The 22,669-nt window shown below is 31.1% G+C and carries 24 protein-coding genes; 13 read left to right on the forward strand and 11 right to left on the reverse strand.

Annotated features, from left to right (window positions below):
• Positions 1 to 177: 177 nt before the first annotated feature.
• Entirely contained in the window at positions 178 to 1,539 is a 1,362-nt protein-coding gene (gene ffh, locus IF125_RS09610) for a signal recognition particle protein (protein ID WP_225542334.1), read from the reverse strand.
• A 117-nt stretch (positions 1,540 to 1,656) separates the two neighbouring features.
• Here ffh and IF125_RS09615 point away from each other — a divergent pair, with 117 nt between their 5' ends.
• The 3 genes from IF125_RS09615 (at position 1,657) to IF125_RS09625 (ending at position 3,466) form a co-directional block, all read left to right on the forward strand.
• Positions 1,657 to 2,019 (forward strand): hypothetical protein, encoded by a 363-nt coding sequence (locus IF125_RS09615; protein WP_225542335.1) that lies wholly within the window; start codon positions 1,657 to 1,659, stop codon positions 2,017 to 2,019.
• A gap of 101 nt (positions 2,020 to 2,120) precedes the next feature.
• Positions 2,121 to 3,215, forward strand: coding sequence for a hypothetical protein (locus IF125_RS09620; RefSeq protein ID WP_225542336.1), 1,095 nt, complete (start codon positions 2,121 to 2,123; stop codon positions 3,213 to 3,215).
• Complete coding sequence (locus IF125_RS09625; RefSeq protein WP_171622078.1) at positions 3,203 to 3,466, forward strand: hypothetical protein; 264 nt, start codon at positions 3,203 to 3,205, stop codon at positions 3,464 to 3,466. The genes IF125_RS09620 and IF125_RS09625 overlap by 13 nt, the downstream gene beginning before the upstream one ends.
• Positions 3,467 to 3,530: 64 nt before the next feature.
• Here the strand turns inward: IF125_RS09625 and IF125_RS09630 are convergent, their stop codons facing one another.
• Both IF125_RS09630 and IF125_RS09635 read right to left on the reverse strand, forming a co-directional pair.
• Positions 3,531 to 3,689, reverse strand: a complete 159-nt coding sequence (locus IF125_RS09630; protein WP_171622077.1) for a lmo0937 family membrane protein — start codon at positions 3,687 to 3,689, stop codon at positions 3,531 to 3,533.
• Positions 3,690 to 3,750: 61 nt separating this feature from the next.
• Entirely contained in the window at positions 3,751 to 4,149 is a 399-nt protein-coding gene (locus tag IF125_RS09635) for a hypothetical protein (protein WP_171622076.1), read from the reverse strand.
• Between the two features lie 89 nt (positions 4,150 to 4,238).
• Here IF125_RS09635 and IF125_RS09640 point away from each other — a divergent pair, with 89 nt between their 5' ends.
• From IF125_RS09640 to IF125_RS09665, 6 genes are all read left to right on the forward strand, one after another.
• Positions 4,239 to 4,772, forward strand: a complete 534-nt coding sequence (locus tag IF125_RS09640) for a class I SAM-dependent methyltransferase (protein WP_225542337.1) — start codon at positions 4,239 to 4,241, stop codon at positions 4,770 to 4,772.
• A complete protein-coding gene (locus tag IF125_RS09645; protein WP_225542338.1) occupies positions 4,732 to 5,619 on the forward strand; it encodes a glycosyltransferase in 888 nt (295 codons plus the stop codon). Before IF125_RS09640 ends, IF125_RS09645 begins: the two co-directional genes overlap by 41 nt.
• Positions 5,620 to 5,626: 7 nt before the next feature.
• The gene (locus IF125_RS09650) at positions 5,627 to 6,388 is read left to right on the forward strand and encodes a hypothetical protein (RefSeq protein ID WP_225542339.1); all 762 of its coding nucleotides are present in this window, start codon (positions 5,627 to 5,629) and stop codon (positions 6,386 to 6,388) included.
• 106 nt (positions 6,389 to 6,494) lie between these two features.
• Positions 6,495 to 7,322 (forward strand): hypothetical protein, encoded by an 828-nt coding sequence (locus IF125_RS09655; protein ID WP_225542340.1) that lies wholly within the window; start codon positions 6,495 to 6,497, stop codon positions 7,320 to 7,322.
• A 98-nt stretch (positions 7,323 to 7,420) separates the two neighbouring features.
• A complete protein-coding gene (locus tag IF125_RS09660; RefSeq protein ID WP_225542341.1) occupies positions 7,421 to 9,109 on the forward strand; it encodes an RluA family pseudouridine synthase in 1,689 nt (562 codons plus the stop codon).
• Positions 9,110 to 9,130: 21 nt separating this feature from the next.
• Positions 9,131 to 9,484 (forward strand): hypothetical protein, encoded by a 354-nt coding sequence (locus tag IF125_RS09665; protein ID WP_171622071.1) that lies wholly within the window; start codon positions 9,131 to 9,133, stop codon positions 9,482 to 9,484.
• A 64-nt stretch (positions 9,485 to 9,548) separates the two neighbouring features.
• Here the strand turns inward: IF125_RS09665 and IF125_RS09670 are convergent, their stop codons facing one another.
• The 7 genes from IF125_RS09670 to IF125_RS09700 all read right to left on the reverse strand — a co-directional run bounded on the left by IF125_RS09670 (position 9,549) and on the right by IF125_RS09700 (position 18,132).
• A complete protein-coding gene (locus IF125_RS09670) occupies positions 9,549 to 10,955 on the reverse strand; it encodes an efflux transporter outer membrane subunit (protein WP_171622070.1) in 1,407 nt (468 codons plus the stop codon).
• A gap of 2 nt (positions 10,956 to 10,957) precedes the next feature.
• Complete coding sequence (locus tag IF125_RS09675; protein ID WP_225542342.1) at positions 10,958 to 14,113, reverse strand: efflux RND transporter permease subunit; 3,156 nt, start codon at positions 14,111 to 14,113, stop codon at positions 10,958 to 10,960.
• A gap of 11 nt (positions 14,114 to 14,124) precedes the next feature.
• The gene (locus IF125_RS09680; RefSeq protein WP_225542343.1) at positions 14,125 to 15,363 is read right to left on the reverse strand and encodes an efflux RND transporter periplasmic adaptor subunit; all 1,239 of its coding nucleotides are present in this window, start codon (positions 15,361 to 15,363) and stop codon (positions 14,125 to 14,127) included.
• Between the two features lie 7 nt (positions 15,364 to 15,370).
• Positions 15,371 to 15,865, reverse strand: coding sequence for a transcriptional regulator (locus IF125_RS09685; protein ID WP_225542344.1), 495 nt, complete (start codon positions 15,863 to 15,865; stop codon positions 15,371 to 15,373).
• Positions 15,866 to 16,156: 291 nt separating this feature from the next.
• Positions 16,157 to 16,942 (reverse strand): alpha/beta fold hydrolase, encoded by a 786-nt coding sequence (locus IF125_RS09690; RefSeq protein ID WP_171622066.1) that lies wholly within the window; start codon positions 16,940 to 16,942, stop codon positions 16,157 to 16,159.
• A gap of 78 nt (positions 16,943 to 17,020) precedes the next feature.
• Positions 17,021 to 17,722, reverse strand: a complete 702-nt coding sequence (gene def / locus IF125_RS09695) for a peptide deformylase (protein ID WP_225542345.1) — start codon at positions 17,720 to 17,722, stop codon at positions 17,021 to 17,023.
• The gene (locus IF125_RS09700) at positions 17,719 to 18,132 is read right to left on the reverse strand and encodes a DoxX family protein (RefSeq protein ID WP_171622064.1); all 414 of its coding nucleotides are present in this window, start codon (positions 18,130 to 18,132) and stop codon (positions 17,719 to 17,721) included. Before IF125_RS09700 ends, def begins: the two co-directional genes overlap by 4 nt.
• A 124-nt stretch (positions 18,133 to 18,256) precedes the next feature.
• On the opposite strand from IF125_RS09700, the gene IF125_RS09705 reads away from it, so the two are divergent.
• From IF125_RS09705 to IF125_RS09720, 4 genes are all read left to right on the forward strand, one after another.
• A complete protein-coding gene (locus IF125_RS09705; RefSeq protein ID WP_225542346.1) occupies positions 18,257 to 19,075 on the forward strand; it encodes a hypothetical protein in 819 nt (272 codons plus the stop codon).
• 93 nt (positions 19,076 to 19,168) lie between these two features.
• A complete protein-coding gene (locus IF125_RS09710; protein WP_225542347.1) occupies positions 19,169 to 19,597 on the forward strand; it encodes a hypothetical protein in 429 nt (142 codons plus the stop codon).
• Between the two features lie 75 nt (positions 19,598 to 19,672).
• Positions 19,673 to 20,938 carry a putative DNA modification/repair radical SAM protein gene (locus IF125_RS09715; protein WP_225542348.1) on the forward strand — a complete coding sequence of 422 codons (1,266 nt, stop codon included), beginning with the start codon at positions 19,673 to 19,675 and terminating at the stop codon, positions 20,936 to 20,938.
• On the forward strand, positions 20,938 to 21,699 hold the full coding sequence (locus IF125_RS09720; RefSeq protein ID WP_225542349.1) for a TIGR03915 family putative DNA repair protein: 762 nt from the start codon (positions 20,938 to 20,940) through the stop codon (positions 21,697 to 21,699). Before IF125_RS09715 ends, IF125_RS09720 begins: the two co-directional genes overlap by 1 nt.
• 31 nt (positions 21,700 to 21,730) lie before the next feature.
• On the opposite strand, the gene ctlX is transcribed toward IF125_RS09720, so the two are convergent.
• A complete protein-coding gene (ctlX, locus tag IF125_RS09725) occupies positions 21,731 to 22,669 on the reverse strand; it encodes a citrulline utilization hydrolase CtlX (RefSeq protein ID WP_171622059.1) in 939 nt (312 codons plus the stop codon).

Consider the following 22,669-nt stretch of genomic DNA (forward strand, 5'->3'; position numbering starts at 1 on the left):
TTATTATTACGAATAATCTGATTTTTTTGATAAAATTTGTGATATATAGATTTTTTTGTTTAAAGTGAGTTAATTAGTATTTTATACTATAGTTAGAAAAAAAATGCTCCAAAAAAACATCTTAGTTTGGAGCATTTTACGTTTTCAAACGTTTAAAATATTATAATATATAACTAATTACATTTTTGGCATTCCTGGGAATCCTCCTGCTGGCATATTTTTAGACATTGTTTCCATCATCTTTTTACCATTCGCAGAATTCATAAATTTCATCATTTTTCCCATTTCAGAGAATTGTTTCAACAATTGATTCACTTCTTGTAAGGAAGTCCCCGACCCTGCTGCTATTCTTTTTTTACGAGAGTTATCAATAATCGTTGGATTTTGACGTTCTTTTTTCGTCATTGAATGAATAATCGCTTCAACACCTTTGAATGCGTTATCATCAATCTCTACATCCTTCAATGCTTTTCCAGCACCAGGAATCATTCCAACCAAATCTTTCATATTACCCATACGTTTGATTTGTTGAATTTGTTTCAAGAAATCGTCGAAATCAAAACTGTTTTTAGCAATTTTCTTTTGCAAACGTTTAGCTTCCTCTTCATCGAATTGCTCTTGAGCTCGTTCTACTAACGAAACAACGTCTCCCATTCCAAGAATACGATCCGCCATACGTTCTGGATAGAAAACGTCTAACGCTTCCATCTTTTCACCTGTAGAAATAAATTTAATTGGTTTATCGACAACTGTTCTAATCGTTAAAGCAGCTCCACCACGTGTGTCACCATCTAACTTTGTTAAAACAACACCGTTATAATCCAATACATCATTGAAAGCTTTTGCTGTATTTACAGCATCTTGCCCTGTCATAGAATCTACAACAAATAAAGTCTCTGTAGGATTTACTGTTTGATGTACACGACGAATTTCATCCATCATTTGTTCATCAATTGCTAAACGACCTGCTGTATCGACAATAATTACATTGTTTCCGTTTTGTTTTGCTTGTACAATTGCGGCCTGTGCAATTTCTACAGGATTTTTATTTTCTAAATCAGCATAGACATCAACACCAATTTGCTCTCCTAAAACTTGAAGTTGATTAATTGCAGCAGGACGATAAACGTCACCAGCAACTAATAATACTTTTTTGTTTTTCTTTGTTTTAAGGAAGTTTGCCAATTTACCAGAAAAAGTTGTTTTACCAGAACCTTGCAAACCTGCAATCAAAATAATCGTAGGGTTATCATCTATATTTAATTCTGTTACCTCTCCTCCCATTAATTTAGCTAATTCGTCATGAACGATTTTAACCATTAATTGTCCTGGATTTAACGAAGTAATTACATTTTCTCCTAATGCTTTTTCTTTTACAACATTCGTAAAGTCTTTCGCAACTTTGTAGCTAACGTCAGCATCAACAAGCGCTCTACGCACCTCTTTCACAGTTTCAGCAACGTTAATTTCTGTAATTTGTCCTTTTCCTTTTAAGGTATGTAATGCTTTATCTAATTTATCCTGAAGATTTTGAAACATTTTGAGTCAATTTTAGAACGCAAATATAAAAAAATTATATCGAATAATATAAAATAACACAATACACCATACTTCAATAAAATTTTTAGTTAAATTGCGCCTTCAAAATTTGGTAGAATGAGAAAAGGTTTAGTCTTATTTTTATTCTTTGTTGCTGGGGTGGTTTTCAGTCAAACAAAGGGTAATCAAACTTATTATTTTTTTTCCATAGCTTATGGACAAGATAATGAGGTTTATGTAACAGATATTTATGAAGCAGACATTAATAGCAAAGATGTTTTTGGAAAATTAGCGGATAGATATACAAAGTTTCAGAATCATTTATTAGAAAATGAAGAAATTAATTCGTTAAATGATATACAGACAGGTTATGAAAAAAATTATCAGAAAAAAGAACAAGCAATAGCTGAACAAAAGTATTTGCTTTCTACTTTAGAAAAACAGCAGTTTGTAACTAAAGTGATCAATTATAAACTTTAAAAAAAGCACTTCTTTACGAAGTGTTTTTTTTGTTAATACAAGTTTATATCCTCAAAAATTCAATACTTTTACCCTTTAAATAATAAAATAAAGAAGTCGATATGAACCAAAATACTGAAAGTCCATTCAAAACTTACTTTGATCAAACCCTTGAAAGATGTGGTTTTGATGATGATTTAAAAGCTGGTATTTTATTCTTTTTAGGAGAAAGTATAATTGCTGCAAATACCAATCAATTGATGAATATGTTTGTAGAAGAAGAAAAAATTCAACAAGAATTCCGTCGATTGTTTACATTGTATGCTTCGTCAAGTGCTGAAATCAATCCATTTGAAGCATTAGACATAACACCGATCAAACAAATTATTTATACATACAACGAAATTTACGTTAACAAAATTAGAAACAAATCATTTGATTTTGAATCAATTATAAACGATAATTTAAAGTCGACATTTAAGTTAGATTTCATTGAAAAATTTGAAGGTAAAACATATAAGTTAATTACGAATCACAATTTAAACACTTCTTTCTTCAAACAAATTGGTGCATATTTAAATCAATTTGAATTAAGTCATGAAGATATTTATTTGGCAGGAATTACATATTATCAAACTCATCAAAAAATAGATTTTGAAGGAATAAATCTTCTTAATCTTAACATTATAGATAGTTTTTCGCCTTTGTATACGACATTATTTCATTATCCTTTGTTGTACACTTATTATCCTGCAAATCTGAATGCAAATCATTTGTTTAGTTCTATTTTACAATTCCTTTATTTGCATACGAATACTGATATTGCGAAACACATACATGCTTTTCACAACCATGTTTTTTACGAAAATAATCCGAGACGAATTCGCAAAGGTTGGGAATTTGAAGAATTAGAACGAGGTGTTTTGATTTCGCAAACGATGCACAATGCATTGAATATCCGAAAATCTCCAATTTTTACAACTCGTCCAGACTTTTTAGTTTCGGATAATTATTTGATGAAAGAATTAAAAGATCAAAACATTAAGTTGGATAATTTTAAAGCACTGATTTCAAAAACTATTGAAGAATATTACGAAACAAATTTAGATGAAGTAGTTAATGGGAAATTAAATCATGCTGAATTTTTACAACTTTTAGCAATTATATTTTACGAAACTTCTGCTAATGCAATGATCATTAAATCATGGAAAAACTAACATTTTCTCAGGAAAATAAAATAAAATTGGAAGAATATTTTGGTGAACTTTTGCCTCGATTACCTTTTGAAACCGTCACGTTCTACGAATCAAGTAATTCTTGGGAAGGACAAATTGAGTATATTTTGAATTTGAAAACTGGAGAATTAAACTATCATACAATTGAGAATGTAAAACATCAAATTGAGATTTCAACTGAAATGATGCAACGTATCGAAAGTGAAATTATCTTGATGTTAGAAAATATTTAAATAGAAAACGTATAAATAGTACTATATAATTAAAAACTAAAGTTTCTCCCTTGCGGGAGAAACTTTAAGGTTTTCGACCTGTTATCAATCGATATAAGATTGCAATAACGGCCAAAACCAATAAAATATGGATAAAACTTCCTACTGCTTCACCAAATCCGAAATAACCAATTGCCCAAAGTATAAGTAGGATGATAGCAATTGTATAAACAAGATTTCCCATAATTTGTGATTTTTAGATGGTTTTTATCGTTTAACTATCTAAAAACGTTCCAAAAAAAAATTTACAAACCTTTACTAACTTCTTTTTTTGTAAACAAATGCGAGATTACTTCTAATTTATCCTTGTCGAATAGGCAAAAATTATCGATATAAAATGGGGTAAAATGAAAACTCTGTTGATCTATAATTCCAAACTCTCTTTTATTAGGTTCGTACGCAACAAAACCCGAACGTAAAAAAGGTTTACAAGAAACTTTATACAACACAATATCATTTGTAAATAATCGTCGATTACGTTTATCCTTAACACCTATTCCGATATCAATTGTATCAAAGGGTAAAGATGTTTCATGCCAAGTAAATTCATTGTATCCCTTAAAATAGGTTACTCCATTCATTTCTTTTGCATAACCTTCTATTTTGTTTTTATTTCGTAATCGATAATATCCGATCGTTTTCATTTGGCAAATTTGCAATAAAATATTTTAAAATAGAAACGAACAATATTAAAATAGATGATTACATTTATCATCCGAAAACAACTAACACAATGTATAAGGTTTATCCGCAAAAAAGATATAACGAGACATTAGCTTTACTGAAACAGTTTGCTGCACCTACTGACAAAATCTTAGATTTAGGAATTAAAAATCCTTTTTCAGAAGTAATGCTTGAAAATGGTTTTGATGTAAAAAATACAAATGGCGATGATTTAGATTATTATTATAAGGATTTGCAAAATTATGATGCTAACTTTGTCACAGCTTTAGAAATTTTAGAGCATTTGGTTAATCCGATGGAAGTTTTAAGAAACTTACCTGGTGATAAACTATTAGCATCTATCCCAATGCGTTTATGGTTTTCATCTGCTTATCGTAGTCAAAATGACTCAAGAGATGTGCATTACCATGAGTTTGAAGATTGGCAATTTGATATGTTAATGGAAAAAGCTGGATGGACAGTTATTCATCGTCACAAATGGACACATCCATCAAATAAACTGGGAATTAGACCCTTATTAAGAAGAATTACACCAAGATATTATGCTGTTTACGCAGAACGAAAAAAAGACTTTACTTTCTAACTACTCAATTGTTATACCTGCACATAACGAAGAAGATTTTATTGCAATAACATTACAATCTATCGTTAATCAAACAGTTTTACCGTACGAAGTAATTGTTGTGAATGATCATTCAACCGATAGAACACAACAAATTGTAGAAGAATTTACAGCCAAGTATCCTTTTATAAAATTAAGAAATATTCTTTCGAAAGGAGAACATCAACCAGGCAGTAAAGTCATTCAAGCTTTTCTAAAAGGTTATGAACAAATTGATCCGAATTACGATATTATTGTTAAATTGGATGCAGATTTAGATATTCCAAATCATTATTTCGAAACAATTTTACACCATTTCAATCAAGATGATGAAGTTGCAATGGCAGGTGGGTTTGCGTACATCGAAAAAAATGGAGAATGGGTTTTAGAAAATCTAACCGATAAAGACCATATTCGCGGTGCATTTAAAGCTTATCGAAAAAAATGTTATGAAAAAATTGGAGGTTTACGTGCACATATGGGTTGGGACACTGTAGACGAACTATTGTGTAAATATTATGGTTGGAAAGTTGTGACAAACGAATCATTACATATAAAACATCTAAAACCTACTGGCGCAAGTTATAACAAATCAGCACTTTACAAACAAGGAGCAGCTTATTATGCTTTAGGTTATGGTTTTTGGATTACCACAATTGCTGGTACAAAATTGGCGTTGCGTAAAAAGAAACCATCCTATATATTCTATTATTTGAAAGGTTTTTTTGAAGCAAAATCTAATGGAACAAAAAAAATGGTCAATCGGGAACAAGAAAAATTTATTCGAAATTATCGTTGGTCTAAAATGAAACAAAAAATAAAAGTTTAAAACTAAAATGCGCTATTGGTTTACATATCTTCTTATCACTTTGCCTTTGATCAATTTTGCACAAAGCAAACTGATTACTGGTTCGGTCGTGGTTGATGAAGGTAACGAATATTTCTCTGCTATTTCTGGAGCTCGTGTCGAAAATGTAACATCTGAAAGTAAAACTTATACAAGTTCTTCAGGTTATTATTCAATACAAGCAAATGTGGGTGATACAATTTTGTTTGAAGCCAATTTTTTAGTTCCAAGAAAAATCGTTGTCAATCAAAATATCTACGACAAAGGATTTTTACAAGCTCATTTGGATATTGAAATAATCGAATTAACAGGTGCAACTATCGGTAAAGGACCTTTGCAACCTAAATATCACAAAGACAATAAAACAGATCTATATGATAAAATGGGGCTTGATCAACGATTAAGAGATTTAGAACCTAAAAGAGATATTGCAAAATTCAAACCGATGGATGTTTTAAATCCTGTACGATTAATTGGTCATATGAATGGTTTTTACCGCGAACAACGTCGTGTTCGTAATTACGAAACAAAACTATCTCTAATTCAAGAGGTTAAAAACTATTACCCAACCGAATTCTACACCAATCAATTGAATATACCTTCTTACAAAATTGAAGAATTTTTATATTATGTTAACGCACGTTATCCACTTCAAGACAAAGTTTTGAGCAGACAATTCGGAACAATTATGATTGATTTAGAATCTTATGCAAAAGAATATTTGACTGAATTAAATCAATCTAAAAACTAAATATTCACAATACCATATTAAAGTTTCGCCAATAAATGTTAACACGTTAATCGCTATATTTTTTAGACTTATATTCGTGCAAATAATTAAACATAATAATAAACAATTGAAATCACTATTTACCATTCTAATTTTATTGTTTTCACAGTTCATTTTTGGACAAGAAAAATGGATACAAGGAAATATTATTATCGATGATTCTGATGATACTGCCGAAGGAATTTATGTAACGAATTTGCGTACAAACCATACTACGATTTCCAATTTTACAGGCACTTTCCTTATTCAAGCACAAGTAAATGACACCTTGAAAATACAATCTGATTGGTATGAAAATCGATTGATTATTTTAAAACCTAATCTATTTAGTAAACCCACTATTGTTGTGCATTTGGCGGTACAAACCATTCAATTAAACACTGCTTTTATCGGTCAAAAACTAACTGGAATTCTTGAAAAAGATGTCAAAAATGGAAAAAAACAAGATGTAGTTACAAACCTTTACAAAAGTCTTGGTGTAAATCCAGATATCAAGCCAATAAAGGATACTTCTGCTTTAAGAGCGGGTCTATTAGATGGTGATATTTCACTAACTCGTTTGGATATTGGTCGTTTGTACGATGTGTTTACAGGAAAAGCTAAACAACGAAAAGCATTGATAGATTACGAAAGTAAATACGATAAAATCACAAAAATAAAAAATTATTTTGGCGAAGATTATTTTATAAATGATTTAAAAATTCCGAAATTTAAAATCAGAGATTTCATAGATAACGCACTGAAAAACACTGAATCTAAAATAGAATTGAATGATGTTAATTATTTTAAATTACTTCAATTATTTAATTCATACAGCAAAATTTACCTCGACTTTTTGTACGGAAAAGTCCCTAACAACACAAAAGTTATTCAAAAAGATTCCATAGATGATTAAATAAAAGAGCTTGATTTTCAATCTCTTTTATGATTTATAAATATCATTTCAAAATTTATTGCTTATCATGTACCTTTGCAAGGATTTCAAAAAATAAAATGTCCAACTACTTTCAATATTTTAAGCAACCAATCTCAACTTACGAACTACCCACTAAGTTTGATTATCCATTTTATTATGAACCTACTGAAATTGCAAAATTAGCATGTCAAGAAGTTCAAGACTATTTAAAAAACCAAACCGATTTTGAACATAATTTTGGTTTAGAAAAAGAAAAAAACCACTCTTCTACTCCAATTGGTAAAATGTTTGGTGTTTTGGTTGTTCGAAATAGTAAAGATGAAATTGGCTATATAGCTGCTGTTTCAGGAAAATTAGCCAATACCAATCAACATAAACTTTTCGTTCCACCAGTTTTTGATATGTTAAACAAAAATGGATTTTTCTTGGAACAAGAAGAACGCTTAAATGAGATAAATCGAATTTTAGAAAAGTTAGAATCAGATGAAAAATTTCTTCAATTGAAAGATGATTTTCATGAATTTGAATTGAATGCAACAGCAAGAATTAATGAAGGAAAACAACTTTTAAAATCAAATAAAAAAGATCGTAAAAAACAACGCGAAAATATTTCTTCAACTTTATCTCAAGATGAAATACAACTTTTTGAAGATGATTTAATCAAACAAAGTTTGCGCGATAAATATGAATTTAGAGTTCTAAACGAACAAATTGAACTTGAACGAAATCAATTTTCAAATCAAATTAAAACATTTGAAGAGGAAATAAACGCATTAAAAGAAGAACGAAAATTAAAATCTAATTCTCTTCAAAATCAATTATTTAACCAATATCAGTTCTTGAATAAGTTTAAGCAAGAAAAAAGTTTATTGGATATCTTTTCTACATCTGTTTTTCAACAACCTCCTGCTGCGGCTGGTGAATGCGCTGCACCGAAATTATTGCAATATGCATTTCAAAATAATTTAGATCCAATTTGTATGGCTGAATTTTGGTGGGGAGATTCGCCTAAATCTGAAGTGAGAAAACATGGTCAATTTTATCCTGCTTGCACGGGTAAATGCGAACCTATTTTGGGACATATGTTAACAGGAATTGATTTGAACGAAAATTTATTATTAAAACAAAATACTACTGTTAAAGAATTAGAAATTTTGTACCAAGACGAAGATATAGCTGTCATTAATAAGCCTGAAGAATTTCTTTCTGTTCCTGGAATAGAAATCAAAGATTCTGTTTATATAAGAATTCAACAACAATTTCCACATGCAACAGGACCGATAATTGTACATCGTTTGGATATGTCTACTTCTGGTATTTTGGTGTTAGCATTAAATAAAGAAAGTCATAAACACTTACAACAACAATTCATAAAACGTAAAGTTGCAAAACGATATATTGCACTTTTAGATGGAATTGTTGAGCATCCTTCTGGATATTTAGATTTACCGTTACGTGTAGATCTGGATGATAGACCACGTCAAATGGTGTGCTATGAACATGGAAAAACTGCACAAACGAAATATGAAGTTATCGAAAGAAAAGCGAACAAAACGTTGATTTATTTTTATCCAATTACAGGACGAACACATCAATTACGCATGCATGCCTCGCACATTTTAGGACTAAACGCTCCAATTATTGGGGATGATTTGTACGGGAAAAAAGCAAATCGATTGCATCTTCATGCCGAGACATTAGAATTTACACATCCTAAAACAAAAGAAGTGATGAAATTCCAAGTGGATCCAAATTTTAATATTTAATTTTGTGAAAGAATATATACAATGGAAAATAAAGAATTGACAATACGAGAAGTGATTTATCGTGATATGGACACCATGATTATGGCTAAATTGCGTAATGGATCTAATATCTCAATAGATGATTTGATTGATATTTCTTCTTATTTAGCTGCAAGTTTGTTTCGTGAACGTTGGAAACAAAAAGGAGAGTTAAGCGAAGGAGAAGTAAATGTTGTTTTAGGAAATATAGGTGATTTTTGTAACGAACATTTTGGCGAATACTTTACACAACAAGATTTTGATAAGATTGTAAAAATCTCTCAATTATTATTACAAAAACCAACTTTTGATAACGATTCACAAGAATTTTTTGATTCGATATTAAAAACAGAATAAAAATATAATGTACAAAAAAAACCACTTCGATTGAAGTGGTTTTTTTATGATTAGATAGATAAGTTTATTGCCATCCACCTCCAACAGCACGATACAACTCGACCATTGATGATAAAGACGTTAACTTCGCATCAACTACATTCAACTCTGCATTCAATCCATTGTCTCTTGCAGTAATTACTTCTAAATAATTTGCCATACCGTAGTTTAACAATTCTTCAGAATAGGTAATTGCTTGATTATATAATTGATATTCTTTCTGTTTATATTCAACTTTCTTAGTCGCCGCATCATACGTATACAATGCATCAGAAACCTCTTTACTTGCGTTCAAGATTTTACTTTTATAATTAATTAAAGCATTTTCTTGATTCGCTAAAGCTACTTCTTTTTGTGTACGTAATCTACGTTGTTGTAAAAGTGGTTGCGTTAAGCCTCCAATAACAGATGCAAATAATGATTGCGCATTAAATAATTTATCAATATCAATTCCTTGTACACCACCTGTTGCTGATATAGTTAAAGAAGGATAAAAACTTGCGTTTGCTATATTTACATTCTCAAAAGCATTCATCAATCCAAACTCTGCAGCTTTGATATCAGGACGATTTTCTAACAATTGCGCTGGCACACCAACTGATAAAGTTTGGTTAACTTGTTGAGAAGCTAAATTTGTACGATTAATTGATTGAGGATTTGTTCCTAACAAAATACTCATCACATTTTCGTTTAATTTAATTCCGTTTTCAACATCAACCAACATAGATTTCACGCTATACAACTGAGCTTCTGTTTGATTAACAGCAACTTCTGTTACACTACCAGCTTCTTTTAAAGCTTTTGTTGTTTCTAAACTTTGTTCGCGGTTGATCAACGTTTTGTCTAAAATTCTTTTTTGCTCATCTAATGCTAATAAATTATAATAAGCATTCGCAATAGATGCTACAATTTGAGTTTTAACCGCTTTGTGTGCTTCTATAGTTTGCAAATAAGTTGCAGCAGATGCACGTTGATTACTTCTGATTTTACCCCAAATATCTGCTTCCCAACTTAAATTACCTGAAAGCTCGTATTGATTTTGACTTCTGTCCGTCATCATTGCACCAAATGGTGTATTTTTAGAACTTTCTGTAAAAGAGTATTTTGGTCCAACAGATAAAGTTGGTAAATAACCCGCTTTACCTTGTTTGGCATACGCCTCAGCTACTGCAATATTTTGCAGAGCCGAACGTATGTCTAAATTATTTTGTAAACCTTGATTAATCAAAGCTTGTAATTGCGAATCTGTAAAAATTTGTTTCCAAGAAACAGTTGCAACATTTGCACTGTCTTTTGCAATAACATCTGTTCTGAAGTTTGCTTCATTTACAACAGCTTCAGGACGGTTATAGTCTTTTGCTACGAAACAAGATTGAACAGCAAACAATCCAGCTGCGATTAAAGTAATATTTAAAATTCTGTACTTTTTCATAATTAGATTGAATTATTATGTTCAATTTCTTCTTGTGGACGATCAAATTTCATTGGCTTAATTTTTTCTTGTAATGTTTGGAAAACAATAAACAAAATAGGAATTACGAAAATACCTAAAACTGTACCAATTAATAATCCGAATGCAGCACCAGTTGCAACTGAACGGTTACCTGCAGAAGAAACTCCTGTCGCAAATACTAATGGCATTAAACCTAAAATAAAGGCAAAAGATGTCATTAAAATTGGACGTAAACGAGCTTTTGCTCCATCAATTGCCGCTTGTACAATTGTCATTCCATGCGCACGTCTTTGTAAAGCGAACTCTACAATCAGAATGGCATTCTTGGCTAATAAACCAACCAACATGACTAAGGCAATTTGGAAATAAATATTATTTTCTAATCCCGCTAACCATTGAGATAAATAAGCTCCCATCACACCACATGGAACAGATAATAAAACTGAAAGTGGTAAAACGTAAGACTCATATTGAGCAGATAAAATAAAGTATACGAAAACAATACATAATGCAAAAATCATTGCAGTTTGATTACCAGAATTAATCTCTTCACGTGTTAAACCTGTAAAGTCAGTTCCATAAGAAGTTGACAATGTTTGTTCTGTTACTTGATTAATTGCTGAAATCGCATCTCCCGTAGAGAAACCTGGATTTACAGCTCCTGTAATGTTAGCAGATGTAAATAAATTGTAACGGTTTACAGAGTTAGGACCATATACACGTTTCAATGAAACAAATTGTGATACGGGTGCCATAGCTCCTGTTGATGTTTTCACAAACATTTTATTTAAACTCATTTCATTGATACGATCATCTGGAGAAGACTGAATATACACACGGTATTGTTTACCAAAACGTGTAAAGTCTGCTGCATATAAACCTCCAATGTAACCTTGTAATGTTGAGAAAATTGAACTTACAGAAACTCCTGATTGTTTTGCTCTTTCAATATTAACATCAATTTCATATTGAGGGAAGTTCGTATTGAATGAAGTTTGTGCATACTGAATTTCTGGACGTTGCATTAATGCTCCAATGTATTCTTTTGCAACTTTATCAAAATCAGCAATATCTCCACCTGTTTTATCTAATAATTTTAATTCGAAACCAGAAGACATACCAAAACCTGGAATTGCTGGTGGTTGGAAGAAAATCATCTGTGCATCAGGAATTTGTGCAGCTGCACCAAATAATTGCCCAATAATTGCTTGAATAGATAAATCTGGGGTTGTACGTTCTTCGAATGATTTCAATTTAACGAACATCATACCGTAGTTAGAACCTGCACCTGAAATAATAGAGTTACCCGAAATAATAGTCGCTTTATCAATTCCTGGAATATTTTTAATTTTTTCTTGGAATTGTTTCTCAACTTCATACACACGGTCCATAGAAGCTCCTGCAGGTAATTCGACATTACCAATAATGAATCCATTATCCTCAGCAGGAACGAATCCAGTTGGCATCATTTTTCCTATGCCATAAATTCCTACAGCACTTGCAATAATAATGATAAAAGAAATCCATTTGTGTTTAACTAAAAACTTGAATGAATTTCCGTATTTATGTGTCATACGATTAAACGCTGCATTAAATGCATCGAAGAAACGTTGAACAAAATTACGTTTTACTTCTCCTTCTTGATGTGGTTTTAAGAATAACGCACATAATGCTGGAGATAATGTCAAGGCATTAACGGCAGAAATTAAAATCGCTACAATTAAGGTTATACCAAACTGTTTATAGAAAACTCCTGTAGGGCCGGATATAAATGTTACTGGAACGAATACGGCACACATAACTAATGTAATCGATACAATGGCACCAGAAATTTCATCCATCGCATTTTTAGTAGCATCCATCGGAGTTTCGTGGTGTGTTTCCATACGAGCGTGAACGGCTTCCACCACTACAATCGCGTCATCCACCACAATACCTATGGCGAGCGTTAATGCGAATAACGTTAATAAGTTTAACGAGAATCCTGCTACATTAAGGAAGAAGAATGTACCAATAATAGACACAGGAACCGCAATTAACGGAACTAATGTAGAACGGAAATCTTGTAAGAAAATATATACCACGATAAATACTAAGATAAATGCCTCGATCATCGTAGTAACTACTTTCTCGATAGACGCATCTAAGAATGTATTAGTATCCATCAAAATAGTATAACTTATTCCTTCTGGTAATTGAGATTCAGCTTTCTTTAACTCTTCTCTTAAGTTAACAATAATTTCTTGGGCATTCGATCCTGGCGTTTGGTATACAGCAAAAACTGCAGAAGGATCTCCATTCATAGTCGAACGTCCAGCATAAGATTGAGCACCAAATTCTACATTCGCAACATCTTTTAATTTTAAAACTTCTCCATTAGGTAAAGATTTAATGATGATATTACGATACTGATCTTCTGTTTTATAACGTCCAGAATAGGTAATCGTATATTGGAAAGATTGTCCAGAATTTTCACCTAAAGATCCAGCAGCAGCTTCAAGAGATTCTTGAGATAATGCTGCAGAAACATCTGAAGGTATCAAGCCATAACTTGCCATACGAGAAGGGTCTAACCAAATACGCATAGAATAAGTCATCGCTCCAAAAACTTGAGCATCACCTACACCATTTACACGTTTTAATGCAGGAATAATATTAATATTCAAGTAATTTTGTAAGTATATTTCGTCATACTTAGGATTAGTTGAATAGAAAGATGTAAACATCAATGCCGAAGTTTGTTGCTTTTGTGTAACAACACCAGAACGAGTTACCTCTGAAGGTAATAAAGGTGTAGCACGTGCAACACGATTTTGAACGTTTACTTGCGCGATATCCCCATCAACACCAGGTTTGAAAACTACATCAATAGATGCAGATCCATTGTTAGAAGCTGTAGATTGAATATAATCCATTCCTTCAACCCCATTCACCTGTTCCTCGATCGGAATAATTACAGACTCCATTACTGTTTTCGCATTCGCTCCAGGATATGAAGCAGAAATTTTTACAGTAGCTGGCGCAATGTCTGGATATTGAGTAACTGGTAGCGCAGTAAGCCCCAGAATACCCAATATAAGTATGATAATAGAAATAACCGTAGACAGTACGGGTCTTTCAATAAAGGTTTTTAACATAATTTATCCAATTAGAATACTGTTTTTGTAGAATTTACGATTGTATCAAAGTTTGCTGGCATTGGTTTAACGGCAGTCTTATCTCTCAATTTACCTACACCTTGTGCAACAACTTTATCACCTTTTTTCACTCCATCTTTTACAACTGCAATATTATTCGCTCTTTCTACAACAGTAATTGGAGTTGCGTAAGCTGTATCTTTTGTTACTTTGTAAACATAAGTCATACCTTGCTGTTCAAACGTTGCAGCTTCTGGCACAACCAATACATCAACATAAGTTTTTGGAACACGAATACGTCCTGAATTACCATTTGCCAAAAGTTTAGCCTCGTTGTTAAACGTAACACGGAAATCAATTGTACCTGTTGTTGGGTTAATTTGACCTGTTACAGTTTGTATTTTACCTTTTTCAGGATAAACATCCCCATTAGCTAATACTAATTCAACTGCTGGAATTTTGTTTAATTTATCTTTTAAAGTTGATCCTTCAGATTTTGTAATAAAATTTAAATATTCTTTCTCATTCATCGAAAAGTAAGCATAAACTTGATTTGTTTTTGATACTGTTGTGATAGGAGTTTGATCTGTAGGACCTACTAATGTTCCTTGACGGAAGTTAATAGAACCTAATACTCCACTTATTGGAGCGCGTACAACAGAATAATCTACATTTGCTTGAGCACCTTTATAATTTGCTTGAGCTTGTGTAACACCTGCTTGAGCTTGTCCCACAGCTGCCAAAGCCTGATTATAACTTGCCTGAGCTTTTGCTAAATTTGCTTTTGCTGTTTCTAATTGTACATTACTTATAATATTTTTCTGAACAAGAGGAGTTAATTTATCCACTTCCACTTGCGCAGCATTAACAGATGCTTTAGCTGCATTTACATTTGCTTGTGCTGACTTTACACTCGCTTGCGCTGCTCCAACTCCTGATCTTGCAGCATCAGCGTTTTGAGTTAATACATTTGTTTCTAATCTAAACAAAGGTTGACCAGCTTGTACATATTGACCTTCATCAACATAAACTTCTGTAATGTATCCTTGAATTTTCGCACGGACCTCGTTATTCACAACTCCTTCAATATTTGTCGGATATTCATCATAACTTGTCACCACTCTTGTTGGTACATCAACAACTGGATAAGGTGTCGGACCTTGTGCTTGTGCTCTTGCATTGTCCTTTTTACCACAAGAACTTAGCGCAATAGCCAAAGCACCAACCATCATAACGTTAACGTTTTTCATATTACTTTTACTTATTTTCTAGTTGAATTTTATTAATTTTTTCTATTGTTTCGCCTAACAAAGACTTCGTCTGATTTAAATGATCTAAATAAATATCAATTACCCTGTTTTCAATATTTTTCGAAAGCGAGTTATTTAACATTTTATGTTCTTTTATACGATCTGTAAAAACAATATCCTGTGAAATCATATCATATAAAAAATCTAACTTCTCTATCAAATAATTAAAATTTAATCTAAAATATCTTTTACGAGAATTAATCTTGTTTATATATTCAATATGTTTCATCGATAGCAAGTAGTTAATCGAATTAGACAAAGAACTCTTACTTACGTTAAAAACTTCTAAAAGTTCTTCAAAAGTAAACCCTTCTTCATTTGATTCTAAAACCATATATGCCTGCAATTTTGCTGTTAAAGGAGGAAACTTATACGTTTTCTCTAAAAAAGCACTAAAACTACAGAATAAGTCCATGTTACCTGCATGATTATCTATATTCATAATGTGTTTAGTCTATAAAACGCTGCAAATATATACAAGTTAGTTCGGTTAAAACAGAACTAACTGTGTTTTTTTTAAAAAATTTAACAATAAATTAAAATTTTTAAAAAACAACCTAACTATTTTCCTTCACCAAAAAACAGACCAAATCAATTAGAAATGAACATATTATAAAATGATTGTGTTTATATATAAATTATTGAGTTTACACTAAATACAAATTAATTGGATTTTGAAATTGGAGTATAAAAAGTTGTTAAATAAATAAAAGCTTCAACTGAGTTGAAGCTTTTATTTTATCGTATTAATATACGCAATAACTTTTTCGTTAAAAATCTGAGGTTGATCAACATTCACAACATGTCCACAATCCTCAATGACAATCAATTCAGAATTTTTGGTGTGTGATTTTATTAAGTTTTCAATTGACGGTAAAAACATATGATCTTCTGAACCCATAATATAAAGTGTAGGTATATTAAGCTCTACTTCTCTAAACCATTTTAACAACGGATTGATATCTGCTGTTAGTTTGAACCACTTTAGAAATTCTTTTTGATAGAGTTTCTTCGCTTCATTAATAAATAAATTGCGCGATTCTTTGTGTGCACTTCTCGGCATAATGGCAAAAGCGAAAATACGGTACAAAACTAAATACGGAATCATATGTTTGAACATATTACCAACGGTCATTAAAAAGCGACTTTGATAATTCATCTTCATGATTGCTCCACCCATAATCATCGATTTGAAACGTTCTGAATAATCTTCTGCCAACTGTCTAATAACAATTGTTCCCAAAGACATTCCAACAAAATGTGTTTGTTTAATTTTTAAATGATCCAATACATCAATCACATCTTTCGCTACAGATTCGAACGTATAGCGTTTTTCAAAAAGCGATTTAAGGTTATTTTTCGAACGACCATGTCCTCTCAAATCCAAAAGAACAACATTAAAATGCTTACGAAATTCACGAATTTGTTTAAACCAAATCGTTGAACTTCCTCCTGCTCCATGAACAAAAGTGACCCATTCTGCACTTGTGGGATGAGTATATGTAGTGTGTGCTAACAATTTATACGTAATTTAGAACTGCAAAATTAAACTAAAAACTATGCTAAGCATAATACTTTTGATAACTTTAAGATATTTTTAATCTTCATCATCTTCTGTGTCAACGTCTGTTGATGTTTTCTTTAAATAAAAAACATCGTTCATGACTTCTGCTTTTACATAATTCAGCTTTTTTTGCTCTTTGATTCGATCTGTAAACAATGTTCCGATTAAATGATCGTATTCATGTTGAAAAATTACAGCAGTAAAACCTTCTACTGTTTCATCATGAAAATGCCCATCCAAATCAAAATATTCTAATCGAAGAACTAAACTTCTATGTACTTTTCCAAAAATATCTGGAATCGACAAACAACCTTCTCTTCCATAACGAACAATATCCGAATACCACGTAATTTTTGGATTGATGATAAACTCAAAAGGTTCACCCTCTTTATCAAAACGTTGTACCCAAACGGCATTTCTATTTATGCCAATTTGTGGTGCCGCAATCCCAACACCTTTACTTGCCTCGTCTTGCACAGTTGCATACATACGATCCGCCAATAGTTTAATATTTGGATCTTTGGTATCTATGTCAATAGATTGGGCTTTCAACACAGTAAGATCTTCATCAGAAGTTGTTAATAAAACTCGAAATGTTTCGTACGATTTTTTTTCTTTTACTAAAGTAACTTCAGCTCCAGTCAAAGGTTTATAGGTTTTATTCTTCATATTTTTAGATTGAGCAAATAATGCAGTTGAACAAATCAATAAACCAAACGTAATTATTTTTATCATTTTTTTAGAATTAATCGATCCAACGAATATTTTCCTGCACCTGATAAAAATAAAACGAAATAATTAATTAAATAGAATAAACCTAATTCTTTTTTACCAAAATCATCGTCAGCATGTACAATAAAAACAGCTACCAACATGGTAATAATTAATGGAATTGATGCTAAACGTGTAAAAAGTCCAACCAAAACTAAAAATGCACATAATATTTCTGCAAAAACAGTTAATCCTAACGAAATTTCTGGACCTAATCCTATTGGATCTCCAAATTCAAAATTTCCATTGACTAATTTTTGTAATTTTCCAAAACCATGCGTAAACATAAATCCACCAGCAGCCAAACGAATGAATAACAAGGATACATCTATAAAAGCAGGTTGACTTCCTAATAATTTAAATTTTGTGCTCATTTAATATTTTTTTTCAAATATAAGTTCTTGTTTTTACGTTGACATTTAAATAGGTCAAGAAATCAAGATTTTTCTATTAATTTTGAATCAACTTTAATCAATAAGAACTAAATAATACAATATTATGTTAAAAAATATTTCATTAATCGCTTTACTATTTTCGAATTTTGCTTTTGCACAAAAATCTGAATTAGTACAAAATGACGTCTTTGGAAATCCTATTTTCATTGAGGAATCTATGCAAAAAGCACGAATTCGAATGATGCATATCGAAGGATACGATCAAGAATATTATACAAAATCAACCTACAATACAGCAGGAAATCCAACTAAACGTGATTATTTTGATGAAGAAGGAAATGTATCTTTTTCAGAATCTTTTAATTACAACGACACCAACAAATTAGCTTCGAGAGAATTAAAAAATACGGATGAAAGTTTGATTTTTAACTTTGATTACGAATATACGCCCGAAGGTTACATTGTGACAAAAAGTGAAAATGATGTCAATGTTGTAAAAATAGAATACAAATTAGATCAGAATCAAAACATTACTTACGAACACGAATCGAACTTATTGGAGGATAATGATATTTTTATCGAAAAAAATCATTTGTATCAAAATGGTTTTTTAGTTAAAACACAGGTAAAATATAACCAAGGATCTTATACATTAGATTATAAAAACGATGCTAAAGGCAATCCGATTGAAGAAATTTATTTGGATAAAGATAACAAAGCTGTCAATAAATATCTCCGAAAATTTGACGACAACAATAACATGACAGAAGAAGTAATGTTAGATGAAACTGGAAAAGTTAAGCATATTTCGACAATCAAATACCAATATGATAATCACAAAAATTGGACAAAAAGAACACAATACGTGAAAAACTTTGATCAACCAATTTCAAACACAACAAGAACAATTCGTTACGAATAACACAAAGAGTCAATAAATTTGGCTCTTTTTTATTTGATTGTTTAACTAAATGTTATTAACTTTATTCTAATCAACCATTTATCTCGTTTTATTATGATAAAAAATGTGCAAGAATTTAATCGACTATTTCAATTGTATCAAAAAGATAATCGTTTCAACTTGTACATAAATGATTATCCTAAAAATGAATTTGCAATACAATTTTATAGTGACGAAATCGAAGATTTGAATTTAGAATATGTCGATTCTACAACTAATTCAGTGCGGAAAATTCAAGATTATCGTGCTAAATTAAGTGACTATTTTCGTCCTGAAGAATTGATAACGCTTGAAGTTATATCTATTTCAGGTTATTTTAGACGATACGATTTTTATTTCTATACCAACGAAAAAACGTTTATTTTCAACTTTATTCATCGAGATTTTTTGTTTCAATTAATTGATTTTCTTTTATCCGAATTGGATTGCAATTTTATTAGCCGTTTAAAAACTGAACTATTAATAAATTTGGAATACGAATAATTCGTGATGTTATTTTTTTTATAAACGACATCTTATGTCTGTTTAAATTATTTTTTTTGCAAAAAGCTGAATAAAATGAATTTTGATCGGATTAATGAAAAGTTGAGTATTTTAGCTGATGCAGCAAAATATGATGTTTCATGCTCATCGAGTGGAAGTAAACGGAAAAACACAAGCATTGGATTAGGAAATGCTTCTCAATCTGGCATTTGTCATTCTTTTACAGAAGATGGTCGCTGTGTATCATTATTAAAAATTCTGTTGACCAATCACTGTATTTACGATTGTGCATTTTGTGTATCACGAAAAAGTAATGATGTAAAACGAGCTGCTTTTACTGTACAAGAAGTGGTAGATTTAACTATTAACTTTTATAGACGAAATTACATAGAAGGATTATTCTTAAGTTCTGGAATCTTCAAAAATGCTGATTTCACAATGGAACGTTTGCTTTTGATAGCAAAAAAATTACGTTTAGAAGAAAATTTTAATGGCTACATTCATCTTAAAACTATTCCTGGCGCAAGTGACGAGTTATTAAAAGAAGCAGGATTGTATGCTGATAGAATGTCAATTAATTTGGAGATGCCAACTGAAAAAGGTCTTCAATTAGTTGCACCTGAAAAATCGCACGAAGATGTAAAAAAACCTTTGGCCTTTATTCAACAACAAATGACTGAATATAATGCAGAACGAAAATTAATAAAGTCAACCCCAACATTTGTGCCCGCTGGACAATCTACACAAATGGTGATTGGTGCGACACCCGAAAATGATATGGAAATTATGTATACGGCTAATCAATATTACAATAATTTCAAACTTAAACGTGTCTATTATTCAGGATTCATTCCAATCAATCACAATGATAAGATGCTACCTTCTATTGGTACTCAACCACCATTACTTAGAGAAAATCGACTTTATCAAACAGATTGGTTGATGCGTTTTTATCAGTTTGATGTCAAAGAAATTTTAAATCAACAAAATCCACATCTCGATACGGATATTGATCCAAAATTAAGTTATGCCTTAAGAAATTTACATCTTTATCCGATTGATATTAATACCGCAGATTATCATTTAATTCTACGAATTCCAGGAATTGGTGTTCAATCAGCAAAGAAAATAATTACTGCTCGAAGATTTGGAAAAATTTATGCTTATCAATTAAAAAAATTAGGAATTGCTTATAACCGGGTTAAATTTTTTATGACATGCGCTGATGATCAATACCAACAAAAGGATTTACTTGGATCTCAGATTAAACATCGAATATTGAGTACGAGTAAAAGTAAATACCTTAAAAATCAACCTAATCAATTAAATCTTTTCGACTAATGGAACGCTATGTTTTTGATAATAGTTTCGAAGGATTTTTGACATTAATTTTTGATTATTATGTTCGAAAACCTCAGCAAATAAAAATTGTTTCGCAAAGGGATTTTTTACCATCGATGTTCGACGATGAATATATAGTAGTTACAGATGAACAAAAAGCGGAAAGGGTGTATAAAAGCTTAAAAAACAAATTAAATTCAACAAGTTACAAAGCTTTACAAGCCGTTTTTTTGTCAGAAGAAAAAGAAGCGTTTGAAAAACTCTTTCATTATTGTTGTTTAATAATTAATGAATCAACTGCAATACAATTAAATTACGGAAATGAGTTTGTGCTTTATGTAATGAAAATGTATCGTTCAGTTCATCGCGAAAAGCATCATCATGAAGCATTTATCCGTTTTGAAAAGATTAATCAAGATTTATTTTTTGCTAAAACAGAACCCAAATACAATATTTTACCTTTGATTATCCATCATTTTAGAAAAAGGTATGCGGATCAAAATTGGATTATTTACGATAGTATTCGAAAATATGGAATTTACTATGATAAAAATTCAAAACAAGTTCATCAAATACAATTAAATTTCACTCCAAAATCTACAACATTACCTACCGAATACATTGATGTGGATGAAAATTTGTACCAAGAATTATGGAAATCCTATTTTCATTCGACAACGATTGAGGCGAGAAAAAACTCGAAATTACAGATGCAATTGATGCCAAAGCGATTTTGGAAAAATTTAACTGAGTATAATTAAAAAAGGCTACAAATTGTAGCCTTTTAACTATTTATTTTTTTGGTAAGAATACCTCTGCCATCATACATCGAGCGCTTCCTCCTCCTAATTTTTCAATCAAATCAATCTTAACAGGTAAAATTGGATTATAGTTTTCAATCTTAGAAATTTGATCTTCTGTTAATGAATTATAAGCTGTCTGCGACATTACCAAATATGATTGTCCTAAACCACCAACTTGCAACATATTTCCAGCAAATTGATGCATTTGCGTTTCTGTAATTGGAATAATCTCTTTTCCAGATTCTAAAATATACTCGCAAACCGCTTTCTTTTCTTTCTTATCATCGATAGAATCCAAACAAATAATCGCATATTTATCTGCTATACACATCATTACATTAGTGTGATAAATAGGTTTACGCTCACCGTTAACTGTTTGATTGGCTTGAAAAATAACTGGTGTATATTCTAATTCCTCACAAAATTCAATTAACAAATCCTCATCTGTACGTTGAGAAACACAAGCATAAGCCAATTCATTTTCGCGATCAAGAATAATACTTCCTGTTCCTTCTAAGAAAATCTCATCCTCTTCAGCGGATGTAAAATCAATCACATCTTCGATGTGAAATCCTTTCTCTTCTAATAAGCTCAATACATCTTCTTCGCGACGTTCTTCTCTTCTATTTTTTGCAAACATTGGGTATAAGACAACATTTCCGTTATCGTGAAAAGAAATCCAATTGTTTGGAAAAATCGAATCTGGCGTATGTGGTGAAGCGGTATCTTTTATCGTAATGACATTAACACCTTTTGAGCGTAAAGCCGAAACCATTCCTTGGAATTCTGACAAAGCTTCTTTCTGAATATCTTCGTGCGATTCTGTTGTTTCGGTTTGAAAATAATTGTTAACAGCTGTTTCTGGATTGTAGTAAAAAGCTGTCGGTTCAACCATTAAAATAGTTGATGTATATTGTTTTTGTTTCAT

The organism is Empedobacter stercoris, from assembly GCF_020281205.1.
GTDB classification, from domain to species: Bacteria; Bacteroidota; Bacteroidia; order Flavobacteriales; family Weeksellaceae; genus Empedobacter; species Empedobacter stercoris.

Coding starts and splice junctions, on each gene's coding strand:
- ffh (WP_225542334.1), bottom strand. CDS start 1,539: ATGTTTCAAAATCTTCAGGATAAATTAGATAAAGCATTACATACCTTA.
- IF125_RS09615 (WP_225542335.1), top strand. CDS start 1,657: ATGAGAAAAGGTTTAGTCTTATTTTTATTCTTTGTTGCTGGGGTGGTT.
- IF125_RS09620 (WP_225542336.1), top strand. CDS start 2,121: ATGAACCAAAATACTGAAAGTCCATTCAAAACTTACTTTGATCAAACC.
- IF125_RS09625 (WP_171622078.1), top strand. CDS start 3,203: ATGGAAAAACTAACATTTTCTCAGGAAAATAAAATAAAATTGGAAGAA.
- IF125_RS09630 (WP_171622077.1), bottom strand. CDS start 3,689: ATGGGAAATCTTGTTTATACAATTGCTATCATCCTACTTATACTTTGG.
- IF125_RS09635 (WP_171622076.1), bottom strand. CDS start 4,149: ATGAAAACGATCGGATATTATCGATTACGAAATAAAAACAAAATAGAA.
- IF125_RS09640 (WP_225542337.1), top strand. CDS start 4,239: ATGTATAAGGTTTATCCGCAAAAAAGATATAACGAGACATTAGCTTTA.
- IF125_RS09645 (WP_225542338.1), top strand. CDS start 4,732: ATGCTGTTTACGCAGAACGAAAAAAAGACTTTACTTTCTAACTACTCA.
- IF125_RS09650 (WP_225542339.1), top strand. CDS start 5,627: ATGCGCTATTGGTTTACATATCTTCTTATCACTTTGCCTTTGATCAAT.
- IF125_RS09660 (WP_225542341.1), top strand. CDS start 7,421: ATGTCCAACTACTTTCAATATTTTAAGCAACCAATCTCAACTTACGAA.
- IF125_RS09665 (WP_171622071.1), top strand. CDS start 9,131: ATGGAAAATAAAGAATTGACAATACGAGAAGTGATTTATCGTGATATG.
- IF125_RS09670 (WP_171622070.1), bottom strand. CDS start 10,955: ATGAAAAAGTACAGAATTTTAAATATTACTTTAATCGCAGCTGGATTG.
- IF125_RS09675 (WP_225542342.1), bottom strand. CDS start 14,113: ATGTTAAAAACCTTTATTGAAAGACCCGTACTGTCTACGGTTATTTCT.
- IF125_RS09680 (WP_225542343.1), bottom strand. CDS start 15,363: ATGAAAAACGTTAACGTTATGATGGTTGGTGCTTTGGCTATTGCGCTA.
- IF125_RS09685 (WP_225542344.1), bottom strand. CDS start 15,865: ATGAATATAGATAATCATGCAGGTAACATGGACTTATTCTGTAGTTTT.
- def (WP_225542345.1), bottom strand. CDS start 17,722: ATGATAAAAATAATTACGTTTGGTTTATTGATTTGTTCAACTGCATTA.
- IF125_RS09700 (WP_171622064.1), bottom strand. CDS start 18,132: ATGAGCACAAAATTTAAATTATTAGGAAGTCAACCTGCTTTTATAGAT.
- IF125_RS09705 (WP_225542346.1), top strand. CDS start 18,257: ATGTTAAAAAATATTTCATTAATCGCTTTACTATTTTCGAATTTTGCT.
- IF125_RS09710 (WP_225542347.1), top strand. CDS start 19,169: ATGATAAAAAATGTGCAAGAATTTAATCGACTATTTCAATTGTATCAA.
- IF125_RS09715 (WP_225542348.1), top strand. CDS start 19,673: ATGAATTTTGATCGGATTAATGAAAAGTTGAGTATTTTAGCTGATGCA.
- IF125_RS09720 (WP_225542349.1), top strand. CDS start 20,938: ATGGAACGCTATGTTTTTGATAATAGTTTCGAAGGATTTTTGACATTA.
- ctlX (WP_171622059.1), bottom strand. CDS start 22,669: ATGAAACAAAAACAATATACATCAACTATTTTAATGGTTGAACCGACA.